This window comes from Marinobacter sp. bablab_jr003 (genome assembly GCF_016464245.1).
Lineage (GTDB): Bacteria > Pseudomonadota > Gammaproteobacteria > Pseudomonadales > Oleiphilaceae > Marinobacter > Marinobacter vinifirmus.
In genome coordinates, this window is sequence record NZ_JADARC010000011.1 from 16,487 (window position 1) to 40,347 (window position 23,861).

The following is a 23,861-nucleotide window of genomic DNA, read 5'->3' on the forward strand; positions in this document are numbered from 1 at the left end:
GCCGCTTTCGCTTCCGATGCGCCAACCCAGGAGATTTGCCAGCCCATGCCCCAAGGTTCCGCCCGCTCCTTTACTGCCACTGCCCTTATTGCGCCCGTGGCGCCGGAAAAACCGTCAGACCACCGAAAGTGGGGGCAGCTGGCCGGTTGCAGCGACGCCCTGGCCATCTGCGAAAGCGCGAGGGACCACAAAGGGCTGACACTGGTAATCACCCGAAGCACCGATGACGCCATTCGGCTGGAACAGGCCATCCGGTTCTTCCTGAACCTGCCACCGGAAGAAGACGGCGCCGCCATCACCGAAGACGGGCTGGAACTGCTGTCACTGCCAGACTGGGAAACCCTGCCCTACGATTTATTCTCGCCACACCAGGACATCACCTCCCGACGAATCCGCACCCTGCACCGCCTGCCATCTACCCGGCACGGCATATTGGTGGTCCCGGCCCGCACCCTGATGCACCGGCTGGCACCCCCCAGCTACCTGCAGGGCAACACCCTGCTGCTGAAAGTCGGCCAGAACCTGGATATCGACAGCTGGCGCATGCAACTGGAAGCCGCCGGCTATCACCACGCCGAAAACGTGTACGAGCATGGTGAATACGCGGTACGTGGAGCGATCCTGGACATCTATCCCATGGGCTCCAACCTGCCCTACCGGATTGACCTGTTCGATGATGAAATCGAAACCCTGCGCACCTTCGATCCGGAAACCCAGCGTTCTATCGACCGCATCGAGCAGATCGAACTGCTGCCGGCCCATGAATTCCCATGGCATAAGGATGCCCGCTCCGGCTTCCGCAACCGCTGGTTCGAGCATTTCCCGAATGCCGATAAAGAGGCTCCGGTGTACCAGGATGTCAGCAACGGCATTACCCCGCCGGGCATCGAGTACTACCTGCCGCTGTTTTTTGACGAAACCGCCACCCTGTTCGATTACCTGCCGGCTTCTACCCTGGTGTTCACGGCCGACGGCCTGAACGATGCCGTTGCGGCGTTTGATGCCGAAACCCGGGCCCGGCACGAAGACCGCCGCCATGACCGTTTGCGGCCTATCCTGCCGCCCTCGGAGCTGTTCCTGCAGCAAGACGAGGTGTTCGGCCAGCTTAAACCCTACCCCCGGGTAACCTGCGCCCCGGATCCGGTTGAGGGTGCCGGCAGCGCCAACTGCCACGCCGAAGCCCTGCCGGATGTGGCCATGGACGGACGGGCGGCGGACCCCGCCGGACGACTGAAACGGTTCATCAAGGAGTTTCCCGGCCGGGTACTGATCTGTGCCGAATCCTCCGGCCGGCGGGAAGCACTGATCGAAAACCTGGGTGACCACAAACTGAAACTGGCCACCGTCACCGGCTGGCAGGAGTTTCTGGAAAAATCCGACTCCACCCTGGCCATTACCATTGCCCCCATGGAACAGGGCATGGTGCTGCCGGAGCAAAACCTGGCGCTGATTACCGAAACCGCCCTGTTTGGCGAGCGGGTATTGCAGCGCCGGCGGCGCGAGAAACCCACCGAGGTGGACGACCACGGTTACCGGGACCTGTCCGAACTGCGCATCGGCTCGCCGGTGGTGCATATCGACCACGGGGTTGGCCGCTACAAAGGCCTGGAAACCATTACCGCCGGCGGCCAGGCCGATGAATTCCTGATGCTCGAATACGCCGGAGGCTCGAAACTGTACGTGCCGGTCTCCAGCCTGCACCTGATTTCCCGCTACGCCGGCACCGACGAAGAACACGCCCCCTTGCACAAGCTGGGCACCGACCGCTGGAGCAACGCCAAGCAGAAAGCACTGGAGAAAATCCGCGATACCGCCGCCGAGCTGCTTGATGTTTACGCCCGCCGTGAAGCCCGCAAAGGCTTCCAGTTTGAAGACCCGAAGGAAGCCTACCGGGCCTTTGCCGCCGGCTTCCCGTTCGAGGAGACACCGGACCAGCAAGTGGCCATTCAGTCGGTGTTTGAAGACATGACCGGCGAGCGCCCCATGGACCGCCTGGTGTGTGGCGATGTCGGCTTCGGGAAAACCGAGGTGGCCATGCGTGCCGCTTTCCTGGCCACCTGGTCCGGCAAGCAGGTGGCGGTGCTGGTACCCACTACCCTGCTGGCGCAGCAACATTATGAATCCTTCCGGGACCGGTTCTCTGACACCCCGGTGACCGTGGAACTGCTCAGCCGTTTCCGCAGCGGCGCCCAGACCACCAAGGCCATTGCCGCCATTGAAGAAGGCAAGGCCGATATTGTCATCGGCACCCACAAGCTGCTGCAGGGCGATATCAAGTTCAAGAACCTGGGGCTGGTGATTATCGACGAGGAACACCGGTTCGGCGTCCAGCAGAAAGAAAAGCTGAAGTCCCTGCGGGCCGAGGTGGACATGCTTACCCTCACCGCCACGCCCATCCCCCGGACCCTGAACATGGCCATGGGCCATCTGCGGGACCTGTCGATTATTGCCACCCCGCCGGCCCGCCGGCTGTCGGTGAAAACCTTTGTGCGCCAGCGCGACGAATCCATGGTGAAAGAAGCCATTCTGCGGGAAATCCTGCGCGGTGGTCAGGTGTACTTCCTGCACAACGATGTCTCGACCATCGAGAAAACCGCTGAAGACCTGCGCCGGCTGATTCCCGAAGCCCGGGTAGGCGTGGCCCACGGCCAGATGCGCGAGCGCCAGCTGGAACAGATCATGTCGGACTTCTACCACAAGCGCTTCAACGTGCTGGTGTGTACCACCATTGTGGAAACCGGCATCGACATTCCCAGTGCCAACACCATTATTATCGAGCGGGCGGATAAATTCGGCCTGGCCCAGCTGCACCAGCTGCGGGGCCGGGTTGGCCGCTCCCACCACCAGGCCTACGCCTACCTGCTGACGCCACCGCCCAAGAGTATTTCCACCGACGCGAAAAAACGGCTGGATGCCATTTCCGAAGCCCAGGACCTGGGCGCCGGCTTCATGCTGGCCACCCACGACCTGGAAATCCGGGGCGCGGGCGAGCTGCTGGGCGAGGAACAGAGCGGGCAGATTGAAAGCATCGGCTTCACCCTGTACATGCAGCTGCTGGACGAAGCGGTAAAAGCCATCCGCGAGGGCCGCACACCCAATGCGGAGCTGCCCCTGAGTCATGGCACCGAGATGAACCTGCGCATTCCGGCGCTGATTCCCGACGACTACCTGCCGGATGTGCACAACCGACTGATGCTGTACAAGCGCATCGCCAGTGTGCAGAACGAAGAAGAATTAAAAGAACTTCAGGTTGAGATGATTGACCGGTTCGGATTATTACCGGAACCGGCAAAGAACCTGGTGAACCAGACACGCCTGCGCCTGAAAGCAGACGCCCTGGGCATTGTAAAAGTGGACGCCGGCAAGGAATGGGTGCGCCTGGAGTTCGGCGCAAGCACGCCGGTAGACCCGCTGGCGCTGGTTAAAAAAGTGCAATCCGCACCGGACACCTACCGGCTGGAAGGGGCCAACAGCTTCCGCTTCCGGCTGAATGATGATTCAACCAGTGGTAAACTCGACGCCATCTCAGCCATGCTCATGGAACTCGGGCCGGAGCAGAGCAAGCCGGCGCCGGCAAAGAAAGCCTGAGCCAACCCGAATCAGCTGGAGTGACACACTTGCAAGCACGTGATCTCTGTTTCAAGCAGGCTTTGACTGCCGCACTGGCCCTGGCATTCGTACTGATGCCAGCCGGCAAGGCCCTGGCCCAGACACCGGATGATTTTTACCGCGCAGAAGTGGTAATTGTCGAACGGCTGGTAGACCCCTCTGCCCTTGAAGAGCAGATGGCCGGCATGCCGGTGGAACCACCCCTGAGCGGTATCCGCTCACTATGGGTGGAAGACGCCAACAGCAACCGGGTTTCTGATGTCCGGCTGGCTGCCCGCAACGAACTGTACCTGAACCAGGCTGCCGCCCGCCTGGAAAACAGCGGCAACTACCGGGTTCTGGCCACCGCCGGCTGGTATCAGACGTTTCCGCCCAACTATAACGGCCGCCCCATGCGGGTCGCCGTGGGCAAATGGCTTGGCGGGGCCGGCGAGCGCGCCGTGGAAGGCCATATCGAAATCGACCGCCAGCGTTACCTGCACGTGAAGGTGCACCTGAACCACTGGCAGGAAGGTGAACGGCCGGAGCCGGTGATGGTAGTGCCGGAAGCCGAAGCCCAGGCCGATGAAGCGGGCTCAAACGAATACAGCGCTGGTGACCAGGTTGCTGAGCTGGCTACCCGCCCGGTTGCCGCAGAACCGGCACCGCTGGAACTGATTACCTGGATTCGCGAAACCCGCCGCATGCGCAGTGAGGAAATCCACTTTATCGATTCCCCCACCGTTGGCGTGCTGGTGTTCTTCAGGAAGATCGAGGGCTAAGCTGGCCCAAGCCAGCCATTGACCTCTCCAGGACTGTCTTCACGCCTGCCATGCCCTGGTCAATGGCCTGTTCGATTTCTTCCATGGTGATGATGTGGTCGGACTTTCCGGCCGCCCAGTTCACCACCAGGGCCAGGCACACGTAACGCATACCCAACTCGGCAGCCAGCACGGCTTCCGGCATACCGGTCATTCCCACCAGGTCACAGCCATCCCGCTCGAGTCGCCTGATCTCGGCCGCAGTTTCCAGCCTTGGCCCCTGGGTGGCCGCGTAGACTCCGAAATCCGAGAAATCCAGCTGCAGCCCCCGGGCGGCATCAATCAGCAGCTGCCGGCATTCCTGATCATACGGGTAGGTGAAATCAATGTGGGTAACATGCTCCAGCTCGCCCTCAAAAAAGGTGCTGGCCCGCCCCCAGGTGTAATCAATGACCTGGTCTGGCACCACCACATGGGCCGGCCCCATGGCCTTGTGGATACCACCCACGGCATTCACTCCCACCACGGTTCGCACCCCGGCGTCGTAGAGTGCCTGCAGGTTGGCGCGGTAGTTCACCTGGTGGGGCGGAATGCGGTGCGGGTTACCATGGCGGGCCAGGAACACCACGGCCTGGTCACCCAGCCGGCCATGTACCAGCTTGTCTGAGGGCTCGCCCCAACGGGTGCTGACGGTTTCTTCGCCAACAATTTCGAGGTCACTCAGACTGGTCAGGCCAGTACCGCCGATAATCCCGACCGGGTTGGTGCTTGCGGTCATGCCTTGTCTCCTGCAGATTGTCCGCCCTGCTCGCTTTCGCCACGGGATTCCGGGGCTTCTTTGCTACCCTCACTGCGCGCTTCACCTTGTTCGCTCGCCTCGCCACTGAGCCTGACACCGTCCGGCAAATGCAAGGTACGGGTCGGGAAGGCAATCTCGGCGCCATGGGATTCGATAATGTCGCTGACCTTCAGCAGTACATCTTCCTTGATCTCATGGAAGCGCACCCATTCGGTGGTCTTGGTGAAGGTGTACAGCATGATATCCAGCGATGAGGCATTGAACGCCAGGAAGTTCACAATCAGGGTCTGGTTGCTGTCGATTTCTTCGTGGTTTTTCAGCATCTCGCGGATTTCTTCCACGATCTTCTGCATGGAGTGTACATCGGCATAGCGAATGCCGATGGTTTCGGAGATGCGGCGGTTGGTCATGCGGGACGGGTTTTCCACCGCGATGGTGGTGAATACCGCGTTGGGCACATACAGGGGCCGCTTGTCGAAGGTGCGAATGGTGGTCAGGCGCCAGCCAATGTGCTCCACGGTGCCTTCAATGTTACGGTCCGGCGAGCGGATCCAGTCACCCACCTTGAACGGACGGTCCAGGTGAATGATGAAGCCGCCAAAGAAGTTGGCCAGCAGGTCCTTAGCGGCAAAGCCGACCGCGATACCACCCACACCACCAAAGGCCAGAACCCCGGAAATACTGAAGCCCAGGGTCTGCAGGGCGGTCAGCACTGCGGTGATGATAATAACGGCGCGCAACAGTTTGCTGATGGCGTTCACCGTGGTGTAATCCATCGGCTTGCGCATTTTGATGGGCGAGGTCAGGACCTTTTCGATTTCCTTCACCAGGCCGAACAGGAACCAGACCAGCACCCAGACAAAGCCGATCTGCAGCACCGTACCGTTAGCCTTGAAGACTTCCGCGTCGCTGAAGTGATGGGCCACCTCGGCTGCCCAGTACACACCCTGCAGCCAGACAAACGCCACCATGGGCCGGCGGGCAGCATGCAGGAAGGCATCATCCCATTTGTTTTTAGTCGACTTGAACTTGTTCTCGACGGCCAGAATTAACCGGCTGACTATAAAGGCAACGGTGGCCGTGCCCAGGACCAGGAGGAATATCAGGACGCCCGCACGCCACCCGTCTGACAGCAAGCCGAATTTTTCGATCCAGCCATTCATCAAAGCCAGCATTTGACCAATCATTGTGTTCCTCTGAGTCTGTCAGTTCATCCAATAACAACGCGGGTGCCGGCCCTTACCCGCGCAAACAGTTCGGCGATGTCGGTGTTTCTCATCCGCACACAGCCGTGGGACAGGGCCTCGCCCATGGGTTCGGTATCCGGGGTGCCGTGAATGTAGATAAAGCGCCGGAAGGAATCCACCCCGGGGCCACGGTTGCGCCCCCGCTCCCGGCCACAAAGCCAGAGTATACGGGTCAGTATCCAGTCCCGATCAGGGTGTTCAGCCGCCAGTTGTGGTGAGTATATCTCACCGGTGGGCCGACGGCCCCGAAAGACCGTATTCAGCGGCTGGCCTTCGCCGATGCGCGCGCGGATATAGTGCTCGCCCCGGGGGGTGCAGCCGCTGCCATCCTGCTCACCCGGTCCGTTCAGGGCGGTAGATATGGGGTAACGGTCCAGCGCGCTGCCATCAGCAGCACACACCGTTAGCACCTGGCTGGCGATATCAATGGTCAGATAAGCCCCGGGGGGCAAGGGGGTATTCAAAAGGGAAGCTCCCTCCGGCCGGAAACCAGAGGGAAGCCTAACCGAGGCGGGGGAACTCAGGCAACCGGCGCGGGCCGGGCCGGGGCAGAAACCAGCATTTTGTCCGGTGCGGTCATGCCGGCCGCCAGGAACGGCACCAGGCGCGCGGCAATTTCCTGCACCGTGGTGTGCACACCCAGCTTGTTTTCCAGGATGTCGATCAGGGCATCGCTGCTGGACATGGTAAAGGCGGTGGCTCCCAGCATGAACTGGATGCGCCAGTAGCGGTCTACCGAGGACAACTCAGGGGTGGCCTCTTTCAGAAGACGCATGAAACGACTGAACGGCTCGCTGTATTCCTGCTCCAGGAACTTGCGCAGGTGGCCCTGGCTCTGGGTGTAGGCCAGCCCGAGCAGGCGCATGAAAATGGAAATACCTTTTTCGTTACGCTGGGGCATACGCACGGCACTTTCTGTGAGCGCCCAGAGGGTCTGGTTCAGGGTAGCCGGTTTGCCGTCACACTTTGCTTCCAGTTCGTCGAACGCAGTCTCCAGAGTTGCAGAGAAAGGCGTCAGAAAACGCGCGAAAACCGCGTGAATCAGCGCGTTCTTTGAACCAAAGTGGTAATTGACAGCGGCCAGATTTACTTTAGCCTTACTGGTAATCATGCGAAGAGACGTTTCCGAGAAACCACGCTCGGCAAAAAGCTCTTCAGCAGCATCAAGTATGCGGTCTACGGTATCTGACTGCGCCATTTTGTTATCCATGCCTCTAACAAACGTCTGTTTGAAACATACGTTTGACACCCTGCCGTGTCAAGCATACCTTGGCATGACTGCAACCGTTCAGGAGATTCGTGATGTTTACAGGTATCGTTCAGGGGGTGGCCACCATTGCGGAAGTCATCAAGGCACCGGGGCTGAATACACTGGTGGTGCGCTTTCCGGAAGCCAAGGTGCAGGGTGTAACCATCGGCGCCTCGGTGGCGATAAACGGCACCTGCCTGACGGTGACCCGCCAAGACGGCGACCTGCTGTACTTTGATGCCATGCAGGAAACCCTGAGGCTGACCACGCTGGGCAACCTGGCCGAAGGGGATTCGGTAAACTTTGAACGGGCAGCCCGCATTGGTGACGAGATTGGCGGCCACCTGCTCAGCGGCCACGTGCATACCACTGCGGTTCTGGCCGAGATTATCCGCACAGAGAACAACGTCACCCTGTGGTTCGAGGTGCCGGAGAGCTGGATGAAGTATGTGTTCCCGAAAGGCTATATCGCCATCAACGGCGCCAGCCTGACCATTGGCGAGGTCACCGGTAACCGCTTTAACGTTCACCTGATTCCGGAAACCCTGCGGGCCACGACTTTCGGTACGGCCGAACAGGGCCAGTCAGTGAACATCGAGATCGACAGCCAGACCCAGACCATCGTCGATACCCTGGCCCGGCTGGGTTACGACCGCCCTGCCCCTGCCCTTTAACTCCAGCCGATTAACCGCGGTTAACAGCGGCGCTCAGGGCGCCGCCTCGAATACCACAAAGCGCGGGCTTGCCGCCCGCTGCTCTACCTTGCCAAAGAAGCGCTTGAGGGACTTGTGGTAGCCCAGGTGGCGGTTGCCCACCATCAGCATTCGCCCGCCCGGCACCAGGTGTTTTGCGGCGTCCCGGAACAGTCGCAGGGCAATGTGATCCCCCACCACACCGCCTTCATGGAACGGCGGGTTCAGCAAAATCACGTCGTACTGCCCGGTTCCTTCCCGGATTCCGTCGCTGTGCTGGCACTGTCCGGCCCGGTAACCACAGGTACCCAGGTTATGCTGCACGCTGGCAATGGCCTGGCTGGACACATCGCTGAAATCCACCGTGATATCAGAGCCACAAGCCAGTGCCGTCAAGCCCAGCACGCCATTGCCGCAGGCCAGGTCCAGCACACGCGCGCCAGGCTTCAGCCCGGCCACGGCAGGGCCCACAAGCGGCAACAGCTCCCGGGTGCCGATGTCCAGCTTGTCCCGGGCAAAGACAGCCGGTAATGCCTCTACCGGCGCCGGCAGACCCTCCTGCGGGTAACCTTTCCAGCTTTCAGCCCAGCCCTGCAGTTGCGCCTGCCCTTTGCGGCAGACCACTACCCGGGCCTTTTTACGGGCCGGCAGTACCGTTTCGGTATCCACGGCTTCGGCAAACACATCCACGCTGCGGTCCGGCAAATGCTTGATCATGCCCCCAGCCAGCAAACAGCCGTTGTCTGCCAGCACAGAGTTTACCCAGCGCAACAGCCAGCCCAGATAGGCGCCATGGCGGGGAATGCGCAAGACCACCAGGTCAAACGGCCCCTCCGGCGGGTTCAGCCAGCTGTGCAGCAGCGCCGGCCTGGCAATGCCGGGATTAAGCCGGGCGTTATGGTCGAGGGCATCCGGCAGGACTGCACTGTCGGCCACGCTGGTCACCGGCCCGTGGGCCTGGGCCAGCCCAAGCGTGAGCGCACCGAACTGGTCGTCTACCACCAGCACACGGGGGCTGTCCGCCAGCCGGTTACCGGCTTCTGCCAGCAGCAACTCGTCCGCCGCATCCCAGGCCCGCAGGCCAGGCTCGGCGCCGGGGCGGCTGAGCTTCAGGTTACCGGCAGTCAGCGGCAGTACTTCAGCGGATGGCACGATTGAAAGCCCTGTAAACGGTAAAACGGCGATCCTGGGCCAGCTTCTCGACCGGCCCGATAAAGCGCTGGATAACGGATTCATAGGGCAGGAAGCTGTTGGCCACCAGCCGCACCTCGCCCCTGGGGGCCAGGTGGGCGGCCACTTCCCGAAGGAACTGTTCGGTCATGGAGGTATCGGTTTTCACGCCACTGTGAAACGGCGGATTGGTGACCACCGCCGGCCACCGGCCCTGAATGCCGGCCAGGCCATCGGAGGCGTAGATCTGGCCTTCCGCGCCGGCCCGGGCGTAGGTTTCCCGGGCGCAGGCAACCGCCTGGGCCTGGACATCCACACCGTCTACCACACCCAGTGGCAGGCCCTGATCGCGACGGTAGCCTTGCAGCCAGCTGCCGATCACGCCGGCGCCACAGGCAAAGTCCAGCACCTTGTCCGCTTTCAGCGGGGTTTGTTCCAGGGTTTCCAGCAACATCCGGGTGCCGGCATCCAGCTCCCCTTCGCTGAACACACCAGGCAGGCCGGCTACGTCAAGGCTTACGCCGGCACAGGAAACCTGCGTCCAGCGCAACCAGTCGGTTAAGTCAAAACGGGAAAGGGGTTGGTGGTTGCTGCCGGTCCACACCTGGCAGTGGCGGGCACTGTCGACTTTCAGGGCGTCGGCCACCACGGAGGTGAACTGTTTGACGGCTCCGGCGATACCTTCTTTCTTTTCGCCCACCAGCACCAGACTGGCGCCTTCGCGGCCCAGATAACGGGCCATGGCCAGGCGTAATTCCAGTTCCGCCCGGGCCTTGGGCAGGAAGATGACCAGGGTGTCGAACCCCCCGGCGTCCTGCTCGTTGCACTGATAGCCGAAACAGGCTTGCCAGTTCGCATGCTGGCACAGCTGTTCATACACACCGGCGTGTTCGCTCATGGCCAGCCCGGGTTGCGGGCAATGGGCCAGCAGCGCCGGCTCGGATACGCCCAGCAGGGCCACCTTGCCGGTCAGCAGTTCGGCATTCCGGAGCAGAACGTCGTGTGTGTTGGTTTGTAGCTGCGCCATAAATCCTGCCTTTGCGGTTGATTCCCGCGCGGAATTGAACGGGAATCAACAGCATAACGCAAGCCTCAGATACTGCCGTCGCTGTCCGTATTCTGGTGCATGGTGCTCTGGGCCAGGTCCAGCAGCTCACGCAGGGCAACGGAGAACATGGCGTATTCCGGCTCCCGCACGCTCTTCAGCTCCGCCAGCATGGCACTCCAGCGCTCGATCATGTGCTGGTGCTTCTGTTCCCAGGCTTCCACGCTCTCGGGCACCTTGCCGGCCTTGCCCGCCAGGCGCAGTACGCCGGTGGTCAGGGCGCGCTGCTGCCAGTCCAGGTCTTCCCGGAAGCTTTCCCTTGCCAGCGCCTGCCAATGGGAATTGGGCGTAAGCGCGGCAATGGAGTTGGCAAACCAGGTCAGGTCGAGGCGATCGCCCAGGTCGTAGTACAGGTTAGCCACGGTTTTCAGCGGCAGGCCGGTGGCCTCCTGGGATTCGATAATGCCCAGCGACGAGTACAGGTAACCGGTGCCGGCCAGTACCGAGGCCAGGTCTTTCGGCAAGCCGGATTCTTCCAGGTATGCGTGGCGTTGCTCCCAGTTGCTGCGAGCCTGGTCGCCCAGGTAGTCCGGCAGGCTGGAGGTAATCGCCCATACGCTGTCGGCAAACCGCTCCATATGGCTCTGGATGTTGAGCTCGGTCCGGCGGTTACGCAGCAGCCAGCGCACGGCACGGCGCATCAGGCGCATCAGGTCTTGCATCAGCTCCATCTGCAGCTTGGCGGGCACATGGTAGTCCAGCGCCTCGATGCGGTCCCACCAGTTGTCGATCCGGAACACATCCCGGGCGATGATCCAGGCCAGGGCGATGGATGCAGCATCGGCACCGGTAGACTGGTTCAGGCGCTCCACAAAGGTAATGCCCATGTGGTTGACCATGTCGTTGGCAATCTGGGTGGCGATAATTTCCCGCCGCAGCTGGTGCTCGCCCAGCTCCTTCGAGAACTTCTTGTTCAGTTCCTTCGGGAATACCTTGTACATTTCGCCGGCCAGCAGCGGATCATCCGGCAGGGTGCTGGCGATCAGGGTCTGCTTCAGGTCGCCCTTCACGTAGGAAATCAGTACCGACAGCTCCGGCCGGGTCAGGCCTTTCTTGGCCAGTTTGCGCTCGGCCAGGGCGTCGTCGTCGGGCAGGAATTCCAGCCCCCGGTTCAGCTTGCCTTCGCTTTCCAGGGTGTTCATCAACCGGCGGTATTCTTCCAGCCTTGGCGCGGTATCGGCACTGGCAATGCTGATGGCCTGGGTTTGCCGGTAGTTGTTCTTCAGCACCAGGGCCGAGACATCGTCGGTCATCTCTTCCAGCATCACGTTGCGCTGCTTGGCGGTGAGATCACCCATGGCCACGGCACGGTTGAGCAGGATTTTCATGTTCACTTCGTGGTCTGAACAATCCACCCCACCGGAGTTGTCGATGAAGTCGGTGTTCAGCCGGCCGCCTTTCAGGGCGTATTCAATACGGCCCAGCTGGGTGAAGCCCAGGTTGCCGCCCTCGCCCACCACTTTGCAGCGCAGGTCTTTGCCGTTCACCCGAAGGCCGTCGTTAGCCTTGTCGCCTACGTCGGCATGGGTTTCCTCAGCACCCTTCACATAGGTGCCGATACCGCCCACCCAGAGCAGGTCCACCTCGGACTTCAGGATGTAGCTGATCAGCATGTTCGGCGGCATGCGGTCGGCATTGATGCCCAGCAGTTTTTTCATTTCCGGGCTGACCGGGATCGACTTGGCGTTCCTGCTGAACACACCACCGCCCTTGGAGATCAGCTTGGTGTCGTAATCGGTCCAGGCTGAACGGGGCATTTCGAACAGGCGCTTGCGCTCCTTGTAGCTCTTCGCCGCATCCGGCTCCGGGTCGATAAAGATATGGATGTGGTTGAAGGCCGCGACCAGGCGGGTTTTCTCGGAACACAGCAGGCCGTTACCGAACACGTCGCCGCCCATGTCGCCAATGCCGATAGCGGTAAACTCGTCTTCCGCCGGGTTGATGCCCATTTCACGGAAGTGGCGTTCAACCGATACCCAAGCGCCCCGGGCGGTGATACCCATCTTCTTGTGGTCGTAGCCGTTGCTGCCACCGGAAGCGAAGGCATCGCCCATCCAGAAGCCGTATTCGGCGGCCAGGCCGTTGGCAATGTCGGAGAAGGTCGCGGTGCCCTTGTCGGCGGCTACAACCAGGTAATGGTCGTCTTCGTCGTGGCGGATTACCCGCTCCGGCGGCTGTATGCCGGCATCCACCAGGTTGTCGGTGATGTCCAGCAGGCCACGGATAAAGGTTTTGTAGGCGGCAATGCCTTCAGCCTGGAAGGCTTCCCGGTCAGACGGATCCGGCAGTTGCTTGGCCACGAAGCCGCCCTTGGCGCCCACCGGCACAATCACCGCGTTTTTCACCTGCTGGGCTTTTACCAGGCCCAGGATCTCGGTGCGGTAGTCCTCGAAGCGGTCAGACCAGCGCAGGCCACCACGGGCCACCTTGCCACCACGCAGGTGCACGCCTTCCACCCGGGGCGAGTACACGAAGATCTCGAACATGGGCATGGGCAGCGGCATGTCGGGAATGCGCGTGGGGTCAAACTTCACACTGATGTATGGCTTGGGCTGGCCTTCGGCGTCCGGCTGGTAGTAGTTGGTACGCAGGGTGGCCTGCATCAGCTCCAGATACAGCCGCAGCACCCGGTCTTCACTGAGGTTTTCCACCTCTTCCAGGCCGGCGTTAAATTCGATTTCCAGCTTTTTCTGGGCCGCTTCACTCTTGCCCGGGCTCTTGTAGCGATCCGGGTTGAAGCGGATTTCAAAGTACTCCAGAAGAATCCGGGTCAGGTTCTCGTGGTTGACCAGGGTATTGGAAATAAAGGTCTGACTGTTAGAGAACCGGATCTGCCGCATGTAGCGGGCGTAGGTACGCAGCAGCGCAATCTGGCGCCAGCTCATGTAAGACGACAACAGCAACCGGTTGAAGGCGTCGTTTTCTGCCTCGGTGTGCCATACGCGGCGGAACAGCTCTTCAAAAATGGGCCGGATACGGTGGATATCCACGCCACCGGAATGGGCCTGCAGGGTGAAGTCGTGAATCCACACGGTTTTGCCGGTGCGGTCGATCACTTCAAACGGATGCTCACCAATAACCCGGAAGCCCAGGTTGTCGAAGATAGGCATCACATCCGACAGCGGCAGCGGCTCGTCCGGGTAGAACAGCTTGAAGTGCAGCGTGCTGTCGTCTTCTTCCAGCGCCCGGTAGAAACTCATAGCCAGGTCATCGGCGCTGGCCGCCTTGGTAATGTGGTCCAGGTCGATGGCGGCGCGACGGGGCGAGAACATCTCGGTGTAGCTGGCCGGGAAACCAGCCGCCCATACCCGGTAGAACTCGTTGCCGCGTTCTTCGCCATAGGCTTCGTGCAGGGCCTCTGCCAGGCCTTCACTCCAGGACTGGGCCAGCTCGATCACACGGTCGCGGATCTCCGCCAGCGGCAGCTGCCGGTTCTCCACCTGGGGCACGCGGATAGTGAACTGCACCCGGGCCAGTGGCGATTCGGAGAAGTGGGTAACAAACTCGATGTCTTCCGCTTCCAGGCACTCCAGCAACACCTGCTCGACCTTCAGGCGCAGCTCGGTGTTGTAGATGTCCCGGGGGAAGAAGGCCAGGCAGGTAACAAACTGGCCATAGACATCTTCCCGCATGAACAACTCAATGCGCCGCCGCTCCTGGATGTACAGAATGCTCTTGGCGACCCGCAGCAGTTCTTCGGTTTCAATCTGGAACAGTTCGTCACGGGGGTACAGGGTGAGAATCTGTTCCAGTTCCTTGCCGGCGTAGTCCGTGCGCATGAAACCGGAGCGTTTCATGACGGTCTGGAATTTGCGGCGCAGCAATGGAATTTCGTCCGGGCGCTCGTTGTATACCCGTGCGGTGTAAAGGCCCAGGAAGCGGCGCTCACCCACCACTTCACCCTTGCTGTTGAACTTCTTCACCGCGATGTAGTCCGGGTAGGCCGGGCGGTGCACCCGCGAACGCTGGGCCGACTTCGCGAAGATGAAGATGTCGTCGGTGCGGGTCATCTCATGGCGGGTGCGCTGGGGCAGTTCGTTCAGGCGAACCTTGTCCGGGCGTTCGTTGTTTACCCGGAAGATGCCCAGCTCGGAGTTTTCCACCCGGCGCACGGCCATGCCCTGCTTTTCTTTAACGAAGTCGTATTCGTCATAGCCCAGGAAGGTAAAATGGTCTTCGGTGAGCCAGCCAAGAAACGCCCGGGCTTCTTCCTTGTCTTCTTCGCTGATACCGGCGGTGGTGGCATCCAGTTCGCCCAGGATTTCACTAACCTTGTCTTTGACAATCGGGAAGTCGTCCACGGCAATGCGCACTTCGTGCAGCACCGATTGCAGGGTTTCTTCCAGGCCCCGCAGGTCTGCCGGATCGCTGTGGCGATCGATTTCCAGAACGATCAATGCTTCGTAGGAGGCCGCAGACGACTTCTTGGCCGAATGCAGTTTCTTCAGCTTGCCGTTACCGTCTCGCTCCACCTGCAGAATCGAATGCTGGATGGAGTGGGTACCGATTTCCCGGCGGTTGATGGCCATGCGCAGGGAATCGATCAGAAACGGAATGTTCGGATGCAGGATAAAAATAACCGAGTGGGTAGACTGCCAGCCGTCACTTTCCAGGTCCGGATTGAATACGGTAACCGGGGTTTCCTCGGCGCTGCGCTTCTGCAGGAACTGCCAGGCCGCCAGTACCGCGCCATAGGTGTCCGAGAAGCGCCGGCTGACAAGCTCTTCCAGGGGACTGTGGGCGTAATGCTGCTTGGCGAACTCTACAACCTTCTTGGCTTCGGTTTTCGCAAGCTTGTCTGCGAATGCTTCAGCCAGTTGCTCGAAAAACTGATCCTTGCTGGCAATTGTCAGCGCATTCATATCCAACCTCTGGTTTTGTGTGAAAGAAACGTAATCACGGTATCGTCACATAAGCATAGTCAAGCTCTTGATTTTTGCCGGCCAGACCTCAAAACTGCGGCAACTACCTACGGGCGCAAACACCCGCGCCGCCGGACCTTCAAAACCGAGAGCAGTGAATTCCATGTCGTTACAGCAAACGTTCGGTAATCTCAGAACACAGTTGGCAAAACGCATCATCGGTCAGGACAAGCTGGTAGACAGACTGCTGATCGCCCTGCTGGCTGATGGCCACCTTCTGGTGGAAGGGGCACCCGGCCTGGCCAAGACCACCGCGGTAAAAGCCCTGGCCGATCACCTGGAAGGGGATTTCCACCGCATCCAGTTCACCCCGGACCTTCTGCCGTCCGATGTTACCGGCAGCGAGATCTACCGGGCCGAAACCGGCCTGTTCGAATTCCAGCGCGGCCCGATATTCCACAACCTTGTGCTGGCCGATGAAATCAACCGGGCCCCGGCGAAGGTGCAGTCTGCCCTGCTTGAGGCCATGGGCGAACGCCAGATCAGTGTCGGCATGCAAACCTTCCCGCTGCCAAAGCTGTTCATGGTGATGGCCACCCAGAACCCCATCGAGCAGGAAGGCACTTACCCCCTGCCCGAAGCCCAGCTCGACCGTTTCCTGATGCATGTGGTGATCGATTACCCGGATGCCGATGCTGAGCGTCAGATTCTGCACCTTGCCCGTAGCGACTACCGTCAGGGAATACCACAGGTAGACATTCGTCTTACAGAGCAACAGGTTATGGAGGCCCGGCAGGCGGTATCCGACATCTACATGGCGGAGCCGGTGGAGCAGTATTTGCTGGCCCTGATCCTGGCCACCCGGGATGCCGCCAGCCTGGATCCGGAACTGGCCCGCTGGACGGCTTTCGGCGCCAGCCCCCGGGGCACCATTGCCCTGGATCGCTGCGCCCGGGCCCTGGCCTGGCTCGATGGCCGGGACTACGTAACCCCGGACGACATCCGCACCATGGCCTTTGACGTGCTGCGCCACCGAATCCTGCTGACCTTCGAGGCCGAGGCCGAAGGCATGACCGCAGACACGGTTCTGCAAAGGCTGATCGACCGCGTACCGGTAACCGCCTGAACACCATGGCGCAGAGCAACGCAGCAACCCACATCACCCTGCCGGAACTGGTTCGGCTGCAAGCCGACGCCAGGGCCCTGAAGCTGCCTTCTGCCCGCCCGGTGCGTTCGCGCCAGGCCGGCTTGCGCCAGTCTCGCCAGCGTGGTCGCGGCATGACCTTTGCCGAAGTGCGGCAATACCAGCCCGGCGACGATATCCGCAGCATTGACTGGCGGGTAACGGCGCGGCGCCAGTCACCCCACACCAAACTCTACGAAGAAGAGCGGGAGCGGCCGGTGCTGCTGATTGCCGACCTGGGCCCGACCCTGTTCTTCGCCAGCACCGGGGCCTACAAACAGGTGCGCTGCGCCCAGGTTACCGCGCTGCTGGCCTGGCTGGCCCTGTGGGCCGGCGACCAGGTGGGTGGCCTGGTATTTAATGACCAGGAGCTGGAGGTGCTGCGCCCGGCCCGGCGCAAGAAATCCGTACTGCGCCTACTGGATACCCTGGCCAGCCACCAACACAAGCCGGACGTGCCACCCCGGCCTTCAGCCCCCGACCACGGGCTGGACACAGCGCTGGCCGAAGCCCGGCGGGTGGCCCATACCGGCAGCCGGATTTTCATCATCAGCGATTTCATGAACATCAGCGATAACACCACCAGCCTGCTCGGCGCCCTGGGCCGACATAACACCGTCAGCGCCCTGCGCATTATGGATCCGCTGGAGAAACAGCTGCCGGACAGCGGCCAGTTTGCGGTGGCAGCGCCGGAAGGGCCGATCTGGTTTGATGCCTCCAACCCCGCGTTTAAAAAGGCCTGGCAGGAAAAAGTTGTCACCCATGAACGGCTGTTGGAAGACTGTTTTCGCACCTCCGGTGTGCAGGCCGCCACCATCATGACCAGCGAAGAGCCGGCAGCCGCCCTGCGCCAGCTTTTAGGCCCGGGAGGGCGGATCGGATGAACCCGCAAGATCCGTTAGCCCAATTGCGCGATATTCACCTGCCGGAAACCGGTGGCTGGTGGCCGCCGGCGCCGGGCTGGTGGATTCTGGCGGTGGTCGTTCTGGTTCTGGCCGCAGTCGCGTTCTGGTTGCTGCGCCGGCGCCGCCAGCAGAACCTGTGGAAACGCCAGGCCCGCGAGGAACTTTTACAACTCGCTGCCAACCCGCGCCAGTGCAACGAATGGTTCAGTGAACTTAACCAGCTGCTCAAGCGGGTAGCCCGGCAGGCCTATCCGGACCGGCATCCGGAAACCCTCACCGGCCAGGGCTGGGCCGAATTCCTGCTGGAAACTTCTCCTTCCGAACGCATTGCCTCAAGGCCGGTAGCGGAAGCGCTGGTGCAAGCACCCTGGCGCCCGAACACCAACCTGGACCCGGGCCAGGCACTCGACTTTGCCCGGTTCTGGCTGGAGGCCCAGCTATGATTTCCCTGGCCTATCCCTGGCTGCTGTTACTGGCCCTGTTGCCGCTGCTGTTCCTGGCCGGCAAACGTTATGGCAAGGGTGAACCGGTGGATGCACCGGTCATCCCGGTTGGCCACTGGTTGTCGGGCATGCCCGGCGTCAGCACCCAAGGGCGCCGGACACCGCGCTGGCGTCAGTTGCTGCTGCTTCTGGCCTGGCTGTGCCTGGTGCTGGCCATCGCCCGGCCCCAGCATGTGGGCGAGCAGGTGCAGATGCCGGTCAGCGGCCGTGACCTGATGCTGCTGGTGGATATATCGCCCAGTATGGATGAGCGCGACATGGTTATTCAGGGCCGCAGCATCAACCGCCTGCAGGCGGTCAAGCGGGTGCTGGACCAGTTTATCGACCGCCGGGAGGGTGACCGCCTGGGGCTGGTCCTGTTCGGCACCCAGCCCTACGTGCAGGCACCCCTGACCTTTGACCGGGAAACCGTAAGAACCCTGCTGCTGGAAGCCGGCCTGGGCATGGCCGGCCGGGCAACGGCAATTGGCGATGCCGTGGGCCTTGCGGTGAAACGCCTGCGGGATCGCCCCCAGGAGCAGCGGGTAGCCATCCTGCTGACCGACGGCGCCAACACCGCCGGTGAAGTGAGCCCGGACAAAGCCACCGAGATTGCCGCCGCCGCAGGTGTTCGTCTGTACACCATCGGTATCGGTGCCGATTCCATGATCCAGCGGGGGCTGCTGGGCTCGCGGCGGGTGAACCCGTCCCGGGACCTGGACGAAGCCCTGCTCACCCGCATGGCGGAACAGACCGGCGGCCGGTATTTCCGGGCCCGCAGCCTGCCGGAGCTGGAAATGATCTACGACAGCATCGACCAGCTGGAGCCCATTGAGCAGGAAGGCCAGTTCTATCGCCCGGTTACCGAACTCTACGTGTGGCCGGCGGGCACAGCGGTTACCCTGTGGCTGCTGTTGTCAGCACTGCGGTTACTGGCCAGCCGGGCCCGCCGCAATGAATCCGGGGAGGTGCACCATGGCTGACTTTCACTTCCTGAGGCCCCTTTGGTTATTACTGTTGCTGGCACTGCCGGCGTTATACCTGGCCAGGCACAAGCTACGCCAGGCCGATGCCGGCTGGAGCCGTTATATTCCCCAGCCCCTGCTAAAACCGCTGTTAAACAAACCGGGGCAAGGTGCCCCGGGCGGTGCCAGCCGTTCGCCGCTGCTGCCACTGAACATCGCCCTGCTGATCCTGGCCATCGGCCTGGCTGGCCCGAGCTGGCGCCAGGCCCCTACCCCGCTCAAACAACCGGAAGACAGCCTGGTGATTGTGCTGGACCTGTCGCTGTCCATGCTGGCCACCGATGCCGAACCGGACCGGCTGACCCTGGCCAAGCGCAAGGTTCGGGACCTGCTGGCGCAACGGCGCGGCGGCCTGACCGCCCTGCTGGTGTACTCCGGCGATGCCCACACGGTTACGCCATTGACCGAAGACTTCCGCACTATCGAAGCCATGCTCGGAGTTCTGGACCCCGCCATCATGCCGGCACAGGGTAACCGGGCAGACCTGGCCATCAGCCAGGCGGTGGCTCTGCTACAGCAGGGCGCGCCGGGCCGCGGGCGGATATTGCTGATATCCGATGATGTGCCCCGAAGTTATCACAGCGCCATCAGTAATCACCTGGCCGGCACCGGCTACGCCCTGAGCACACTGGTTGTGGGCACGCCGGAAGGTGGGCCGATTCCCCTGGCCAAGCGGGGCTTCCTGCGCAGTAACGGCGAGATTGTTATCGCCAGGGCCGACCCCGATGCCATGGAGAGGCTGGCCCGGGCCAACGGCGGTGACAGCCACGAACTGACCCTTGGCGACGCGGATATCCGTGCCCTTGCGCTGGAACCGGGAGCGGAAGAGGATTGGTCGGAAACCGATGACGGCCTGACCATCAATCGCTGGCAGGACGACGGCTACTGGCTGCTGTGGCTGGCCCTGCCCCTGTTATTGCTGGGCTGGCGCCGGGGTGCCTTTGCGGTACTGGCCCTGAGCCTTGTACCTCTGACCCTGACACCCCGCCCGGCCATGGCACTGGACTGGGGTGGCCTGTGGCAGCGGGACGACCAGCGCGGGCCGGAACTGATCGAGCAGGACGCGGAGCGCGCGGCAGAGGTTCTGCAGCAGCCGGACTGGAAAGGCTCGGCCCTGTACCGCAGTGGCCGATACCGAGAGGCCGCCAAGGCCTTTGCCGAAACACCCACGGCTACGGGCCACTACAACCGGGGAAATGCCCTGGCCCGGGCCGGCGAGCTTGAACAAGCCCTGGACGCCTACCAGCAGGCCCTGGCGCAGAACCCCGACTTCGAAGACGCCCGCTTTAACCGTGACCTGGTTCAGCAGTTGCTCGACCAGCAACAGCAGCAGGAGCAAGATCAGCAACAAGGCGATTCCGGTGACCAGCAGTCGGAGAACAACCAGCAGCAGGGCGAAGATTCACAGTCCGGCCAGGACAATCAGGACAGCCCGGGCGATCAAGGCAGTCAGGGTAAACAGGAAAGCCAGCAGCAAGGCCAGCAAGACAGCCAGCAGGAATCCGAACAATCCGGTGATACACAGGATTCCGGACAGAGCGGCCAAGACGCCGAGCCACAGGCTGGCGAAGACATGCAGCAATCCGGGCAAGGCCAGCCGTCAGACCAGGAGCCGGCCGACAACGGCCAGGCTGTAGAAGCTCCGGCCGAAATTTCCGAACAACCGCTGAACCAGGGCCAGGAGCAGTGGCTCCGTCGTATTCCTGACAACCCCGGCGGGCTGTTGCAGCGCAAGTTCCTGCAGCAGTACCAGCAGCGCCAGACGCAACCGAACGAGGGCGATACACCATGGTAAAACGCATTCTTCTCCCCGTTTTTCTGTTACTGGTACAGCTTGCGGCCCTGCAGCCGGCCCAGGCCAGTGAGCTGTCGGTTGAGCCGGACCGCACGCAGCTGTACGAAGGCGAGGTATTAACCCTGACCGTGCGCGGCTCCATGGAAATCGACCTGAACCTGAGCAACCTGTTCAACTTTGACCTGTCCGACCTGCCTTCCCCCGACATTGAAAAGGTAGAGCCGGATTTCGAAATCCTGGCCCGGAACCAGCGTTACAGTGTGCAGACCGTCAACGGAGACATGACCGGGGAAATCACCTGGACCTACCAACTGGCACCCACCCGAACCGGCAAACTGACCATACCGGAGCTGACCTTCAAGGATGCCACCTCCAAGCCGGTAGAGATTGACGTGGTGACCGGCACAGCCCCCGACCAGGAAGCCGGCGCCCGCGACAGTTTTATCGAACTATCGGCCGACAAAGCCGAGGTGTATGTGCAGGAACAGCTGGTGCTGACCGTACAGCTGTTTTTCTCGGGCAACCTGATACGGGGTGAATTGTCGGAGCCGGAGCACCCCGATGCCATCATCGAATCCCTGGGCAAGCAGCGCGAATTCACCCGTTACCGGGATGGCGTCCGTTACCGGGTGGTTGAGCGACGCTATGCCATCTTTCCCCAGCAGCCGGGCCAGCTGAGCCTGGCCCCGATCCGCTTCGAAGGCCAGGCACGGGACGCCAACGGCCAGCTGAAGTTCCTGCGGGATCAACAGCAGCTTTATGATGTCCCGGTAAAACCGGTGCCGGATGCCTACCCGGCAGACCAGCCCTGGCTGCCGGCCCGCAGCCTGGCACTGGCTGAAGACGGCCTGCCGCCAGCAGGGGAACTGAACGCCGGAGCCAACCTGACCCGGAAAATCACCCTACATGCCGATGGCTTACCGGCAGAAGCCCTGCCGCCACTGCCGCAGGAAACCCCGGCGGCCATACGCAGCTACCCGGAAAGCCCCCTGAGAAATACCGAAACCACCGTCGACGGCCTTCGCTCCACCCTGCAGCAGGAAGCGGCGCTGGTGCCGGTCCAGGCTGGCGATGTGGTGTTGCCCGCCATCCGCATCCCCTGGTGGAACACAGAGACCGACCAACTGGAGCAGGCGATCTTGCCCGAGCGTCGCTACACCATCACCGGCAACAGCGCGGTCGCCGCTGCGCCGGTGCCGGATGACAGCGCCCCGGAGACTCCGCCCGCCACTCATCCGGTCACCGCAGATGACCTGCCCCCGGCAGACAACCCGGGCTCTTTCTGGCTTTGGCTTTCGCTGGTACTGGGATTGCTCTGGCTGGCTACCCTGGTGCTGTGGTGGTTGTCCCGAAAACCGTCCGGGGGCGCCCTGTCATCCGAGCCATTGGAAGACGACACCGAAAAACATGCCTATGAGCAGTTGATCCGTTCGGTTAAAAACGGTTCAGCAGACACCACCGGCCAACTGCTGCACTGGGCCAGGTTACGTTTCCCGGAACAGCGCTTTGCGACGGTCAGCGATGTGGTCAGGTTCGGTGATGACCCGGAACTGGCCGGCCACCTGGAGCAACTGCAGGCACAGCTGTTCTCGCAACACCAGCAGGCGGTTTCGAATGAGGCACGACAGGGATTGGGGAAAGCATTGGAGAGGTTGAGAAAGCGGAAGGCACAAAGCGAAGACAGCCGCTACGGGCTGCCTCCGCTGAACCCGATCAGTCGATAAGTTCCTGGCTGATGACCAGTTCAACCGGTTCGCCATCGGCCTCCGGTGCCAGAACTTCCGCTTCCACCTGGCCCTGCCAGTCACCGGCTTGCGGGTTGATGCTGCCGCTGCGGCTCAGGCGGGCGACAATCACGACCTCTTCTGCGGAGGAAATGGTGGCCTCCGGCGACATGGCGTAGCTGTCATCCAGGCGGATATCTACCGGCAGAACACCGGCGGTCATGCGGGCGACTGCCACCGGTGCCCCACCTGATGTGCCCTTTGCACGGGCAAAGACAAACAGGGTGGTGTCACCTGGAACGCTGTCCTTGAACGCATCATCCAGGGAAATTCTCAGGGTCACACCGGCAGACGGTGCCGCAGGCTCCGGAGCCTGCGCAGCCGGAGGTGTTTCGCCCAGGCGGTTGTAGGCTTCGGCAATGCCACCGCGAATAGAGGCAATCTGCGGATGGTCCGGCGTTACCTCAACAATGGTTTCCCAGTACTCGATAGCTTCACGGTAGTTCTGCTGGCTGAAGGCATTAATGCCCAGCAGCCCCAGCGAGTTCACTTCGTTCGGATTCAGGGCGCGGGCTGACTCGATGGCAGCCATCACACCCGGCGTCATCTGCCCTTCACTCTGGAAGTACAATGCCTGGGCTGACAGGCCCCAGGCCACTGAGCTGGCATTGCGATCCTGCTCGGTAATTGCAGCCAGGCGCTGGAAGGCTTCGGCCGCATCCTCGTAGCGTTCGGTACGCATGTAGGTCTGGCCCAGCATGGCCCAGCCGTCGGCGTTCTCCGGATCCTGCTCGAGGCGGTCCCGCAGCTGGTCTGCCAGTGCGGACATGCGCGCAGTCTGGTCATCGTTACCGGAAGCACCCATTTCCTGCATGGTGATGAACTGCTCTACCCGGTCCATGGCGCCCCATTCCTGGTAGCCCAGGTAGGCACCGGCGGGCAGCAGGAGCACGGCCAGCAAGGCAACCGCCATGGCGCTGCGCCGGCCTGCCAGCCGCTGGCGTGGCTGTTCGTTTTCGGGAACGTCGTCAAGCATGGCGCCCGCCAGCTCTTCTTTCAGTTGCTGGTAGCCTTCCGCATCCAGGATGCCGGCTTCATGTTCATGATCCAGCTCTTTCAGGCGGGACTTGTAGGCCAGCAGGTTCTGGTTTCTGAGGTCTGCATCCATCCGCGCCTTGGGGCGGTGAAAGAACACCGGGTACAACACAAATGCCAGGGCGATGAGAATGAATACCGTCGCGGCAATCCAGAATGTTTCAGTCATGGAGTCTTCG

The 23,861-nt window shown here is 61.7% G+C and carries 17 protein-coding genes; 9 read left to right on the forward strand and 8 right to left on the reverse strand.

Annotated elements, in window-relative coordinates:
* Positions 1 to 45: 45 nt before the first annotated feature.
* Together mfd and H3Z84_RS00155 are read left to right on the forward strand one after the other, a co-directional pair.
* A complete protein-coding gene (mfd, locus tag H3Z84_RS00150) occupies positions 46 to 3,588 on the forward strand; it encodes a transcription-repair coupling factor (RefSeq protein ID WP_199455818.1) in 3,543 nt (1,180 codons plus the stop codon).
* A 20-nt stretch (positions 3,589 to 3,608) separates the two neighbouring features.
* Positions 3,609 to 4,370 (forward strand): CsiV family protein, encoded by a 762-nt coding sequence (locus tag H3Z84_RS00155; RefSeq protein WP_323126955.1) that lies wholly within the window; start codon positions 3,609 to 3,611, stop codon positions 4,368 to 4,370.
* On the opposite strand, the gene H3Z84_RS00160 is transcribed toward H3Z84_RS00155, so the two are convergent.
* The 4 genes from H3Z84_RS00160 to H3Z84_RS00175 form a co-directional block, all read right to left on the reverse strand.
* Positions 4,351 to 5,127 carry an S-methyl-5'-thioinosine phosphorylase gene (locus H3Z84_RS00160; RefSeq protein WP_199455820.1) on the reverse strand — a complete coding sequence of 259 codons (777 nt, stop codon included), beginning with the start codon at positions 5,125 to 5,127 and terminating at the stop codon, positions 4,351 to 4,353. The genes H3Z84_RS00155 and H3Z84_RS00160 overlap by 20 nt on opposite strands.
* Positions 5,124 to 6,335, reverse strand: coding sequence for a mechanosensitive ion channel family protein (locus H3Z84_RS00165; RefSeq protein WP_199455821.1), 1,212 nt, complete (start codon positions 6,333 to 6,335; stop codon positions 5,124 to 5,126). The genes H3Z84_RS00160 and H3Z84_RS00165 overlap by 4 nt, the downstream gene beginning before the upstream one ends.
* A 23-nt stretch (positions 6,336 to 6,358) precedes the next feature.
* The gene (locus tag H3Z84_RS00170) at positions 6,359 to 6,847 is read right to left on the reverse strand and encodes a L,D-transpeptidase (RefSeq protein ID WP_199455843.1); all 489 of its coding nucleotides are present in this window, start codon (positions 6,845 to 6,847) and stop codon (positions 6,359 to 6,361) included.
* 68 nt (positions 6,848 to 6,915) lie between these two features.
* Positions 6,916 to 7,593, reverse strand: coding sequence for a TetR/AcrR family transcriptional regulator (locus H3Z84_RS00175; protein ID WP_058340439.1), 678 nt, complete (start codon positions 7,591 to 7,593; stop codon positions 6,916 to 6,918).
* Positions 7,594 to 7,697: 104 nt separating this feature from the next.
* Between H3Z84_RS00175 and H3Z84_RS00180 the strand changes: the two genes are divergently transcribed.
* Complete coding sequence (locus tag H3Z84_RS00180; protein ID WP_199455822.1) at positions 7,698 to 8,318, forward strand: riboflavin synthase subunit alpha; 621 nt, start codon at positions 7,698 to 7,700, stop codon at positions 8,316 to 8,318.
* A gap of 33 nt (positions 8,319 to 8,351) precedes the next feature.
* Here the strand turns inward: H3Z84_RS00180 and H3Z84_RS00185 are convergent, their stop codons facing one another.
* The 3 genes from H3Z84_RS00185 to H3Z84_RS00195 all read right to left on the reverse strand — a co-directional run bounded on the left by H3Z84_RS00185 (position 8,352) and on the right by H3Z84_RS00195 (position 15,473).
* Entirely contained in the window at positions 8,352 to 9,488 is a 1,137-nt protein-coding gene (locus H3Z84_RS00185) for a class I SAM-dependent methyltransferase (RefSeq protein ID WP_323126956.1), read from the reverse strand.
* Positions 9,475 to 10,533 carry a class I SAM-dependent methyltransferase gene (locus H3Z84_RS00190; protein ID WP_199455824.1) on the reverse strand — a complete coding sequence of 353 codons (1,059 nt, stop codon included), beginning with the start codon at positions 10,531 to 10,533 and terminating at the stop codon, positions 9,475 to 9,477. Before H3Z84_RS00190 ends, H3Z84_RS00185 begins: the two co-directional genes overlap by 14 nt.
* A 65-nt stretch (positions 10,534 to 10,598) precedes the next feature.
* On the reverse strand, positions 10,599 to 15,473 hold the full coding sequence (locus H3Z84_RS00195; protein ID WP_199455825.1) for an NAD-glutamate dehydrogenase: 4,875 nt from the start codon (positions 15,471 to 15,473) through the stop codon (positions 10,599 to 10,601).
* A gap of 163 nt (positions 15,474 to 15,636) precedes the next feature.
* On the opposite strand from H3Z84_RS00195, the gene H3Z84_RS00200 reads away from it, so the two are divergent.
* Genes H3Z84_RS00200 through H3Z84_RS00225 form a run of 6 tightly spaced genes read left to right on the forward strand, consistent with a single transcriptional unit; the run spans position 15,637 to position 22,587 of the window.
* Positions 15,637 to 16,599 carry an AAA family ATPase gene (locus H3Z84_RS00200; protein WP_036219357.1) on the forward strand — a complete coding sequence of 321 codons (963 nt, stop codon included), beginning with the start codon at positions 15,637 to 15,639 and terminating at the stop codon, positions 16,597 to 16,599.
* A gap of 5 nt (positions 16,600 to 16,604) precedes the next feature.
* Positions 16,605 to 17,540: a DUF58 domain-containing protein gene (locus H3Z84_RS00205; RefSeq protein ID WP_199455826.1), complete on the forward strand. Its 936-nt coding sequence runs from the start codon at positions 16,605 to 16,607 to the stop codon at positions 17,538 to 17,540.
* A complete protein-coding gene (locus H3Z84_RS00210) occupies positions 17,537 to 18,004 on the forward strand; it encodes a DUF4381 domain-containing protein (RefSeq protein WP_199455827.1) in 468 nt (155 codons plus the stop codon). Before H3Z84_RS00205 ends, H3Z84_RS00210 begins: the two co-directional genes overlap by 4 nt.
* Entirely contained in the window at positions 18,001 to 19,026 is a 1,026-nt protein-coding gene (locus H3Z84_RS00215; RefSeq protein ID WP_199455828.1) for a vWA domain-containing protein, read from the forward strand. Before H3Z84_RS00210 ends, H3Z84_RS00215 begins: the two co-directional genes overlap by 4 nt.
* A complete protein-coding gene (locus H3Z84_RS00220; RefSeq protein ID WP_199455829.1) occupies positions 19,019 to 20,863 on the forward strand; it encodes a VWA domain-containing protein in 1,845 nt (614 codons plus the stop codon). Before H3Z84_RS00215 ends, H3Z84_RS00220 begins: the two co-directional genes overlap by 8 nt.
* On the forward strand, positions 20,857 to 22,587 hold the full coding sequence (locus H3Z84_RS00225) for a BatD family protein (protein ID WP_199455830.1): 1,731 nt from the start codon (positions 20,857 to 20,859) through the stop codon (positions 22,585 to 22,587). Before H3Z84_RS00220 ends, H3Z84_RS00225 begins: the two co-directional genes overlap by 7 nt.
* On the opposite strand, the gene ccmI is transcribed toward H3Z84_RS00225, so the two are convergent.
* Positions 22,577 to 23,851 (reverse strand): c-type cytochrome biogenesis protein CcmI, encoded by a 1,275-nt coding sequence (gene ccmI, locus H3Z84_RS00230; protein WP_199455831.1) that lies wholly within the window; start codon positions 23,849 to 23,851, stop codon positions 22,577 to 22,579. The two genes, H3Z84_RS00225 and ccmI, sit on opposite strands and share 11 nt — an antisense overlap.
* Between the last annotated feature and the right edge of the window lie 10 nt (positions 23,852 to 23,861).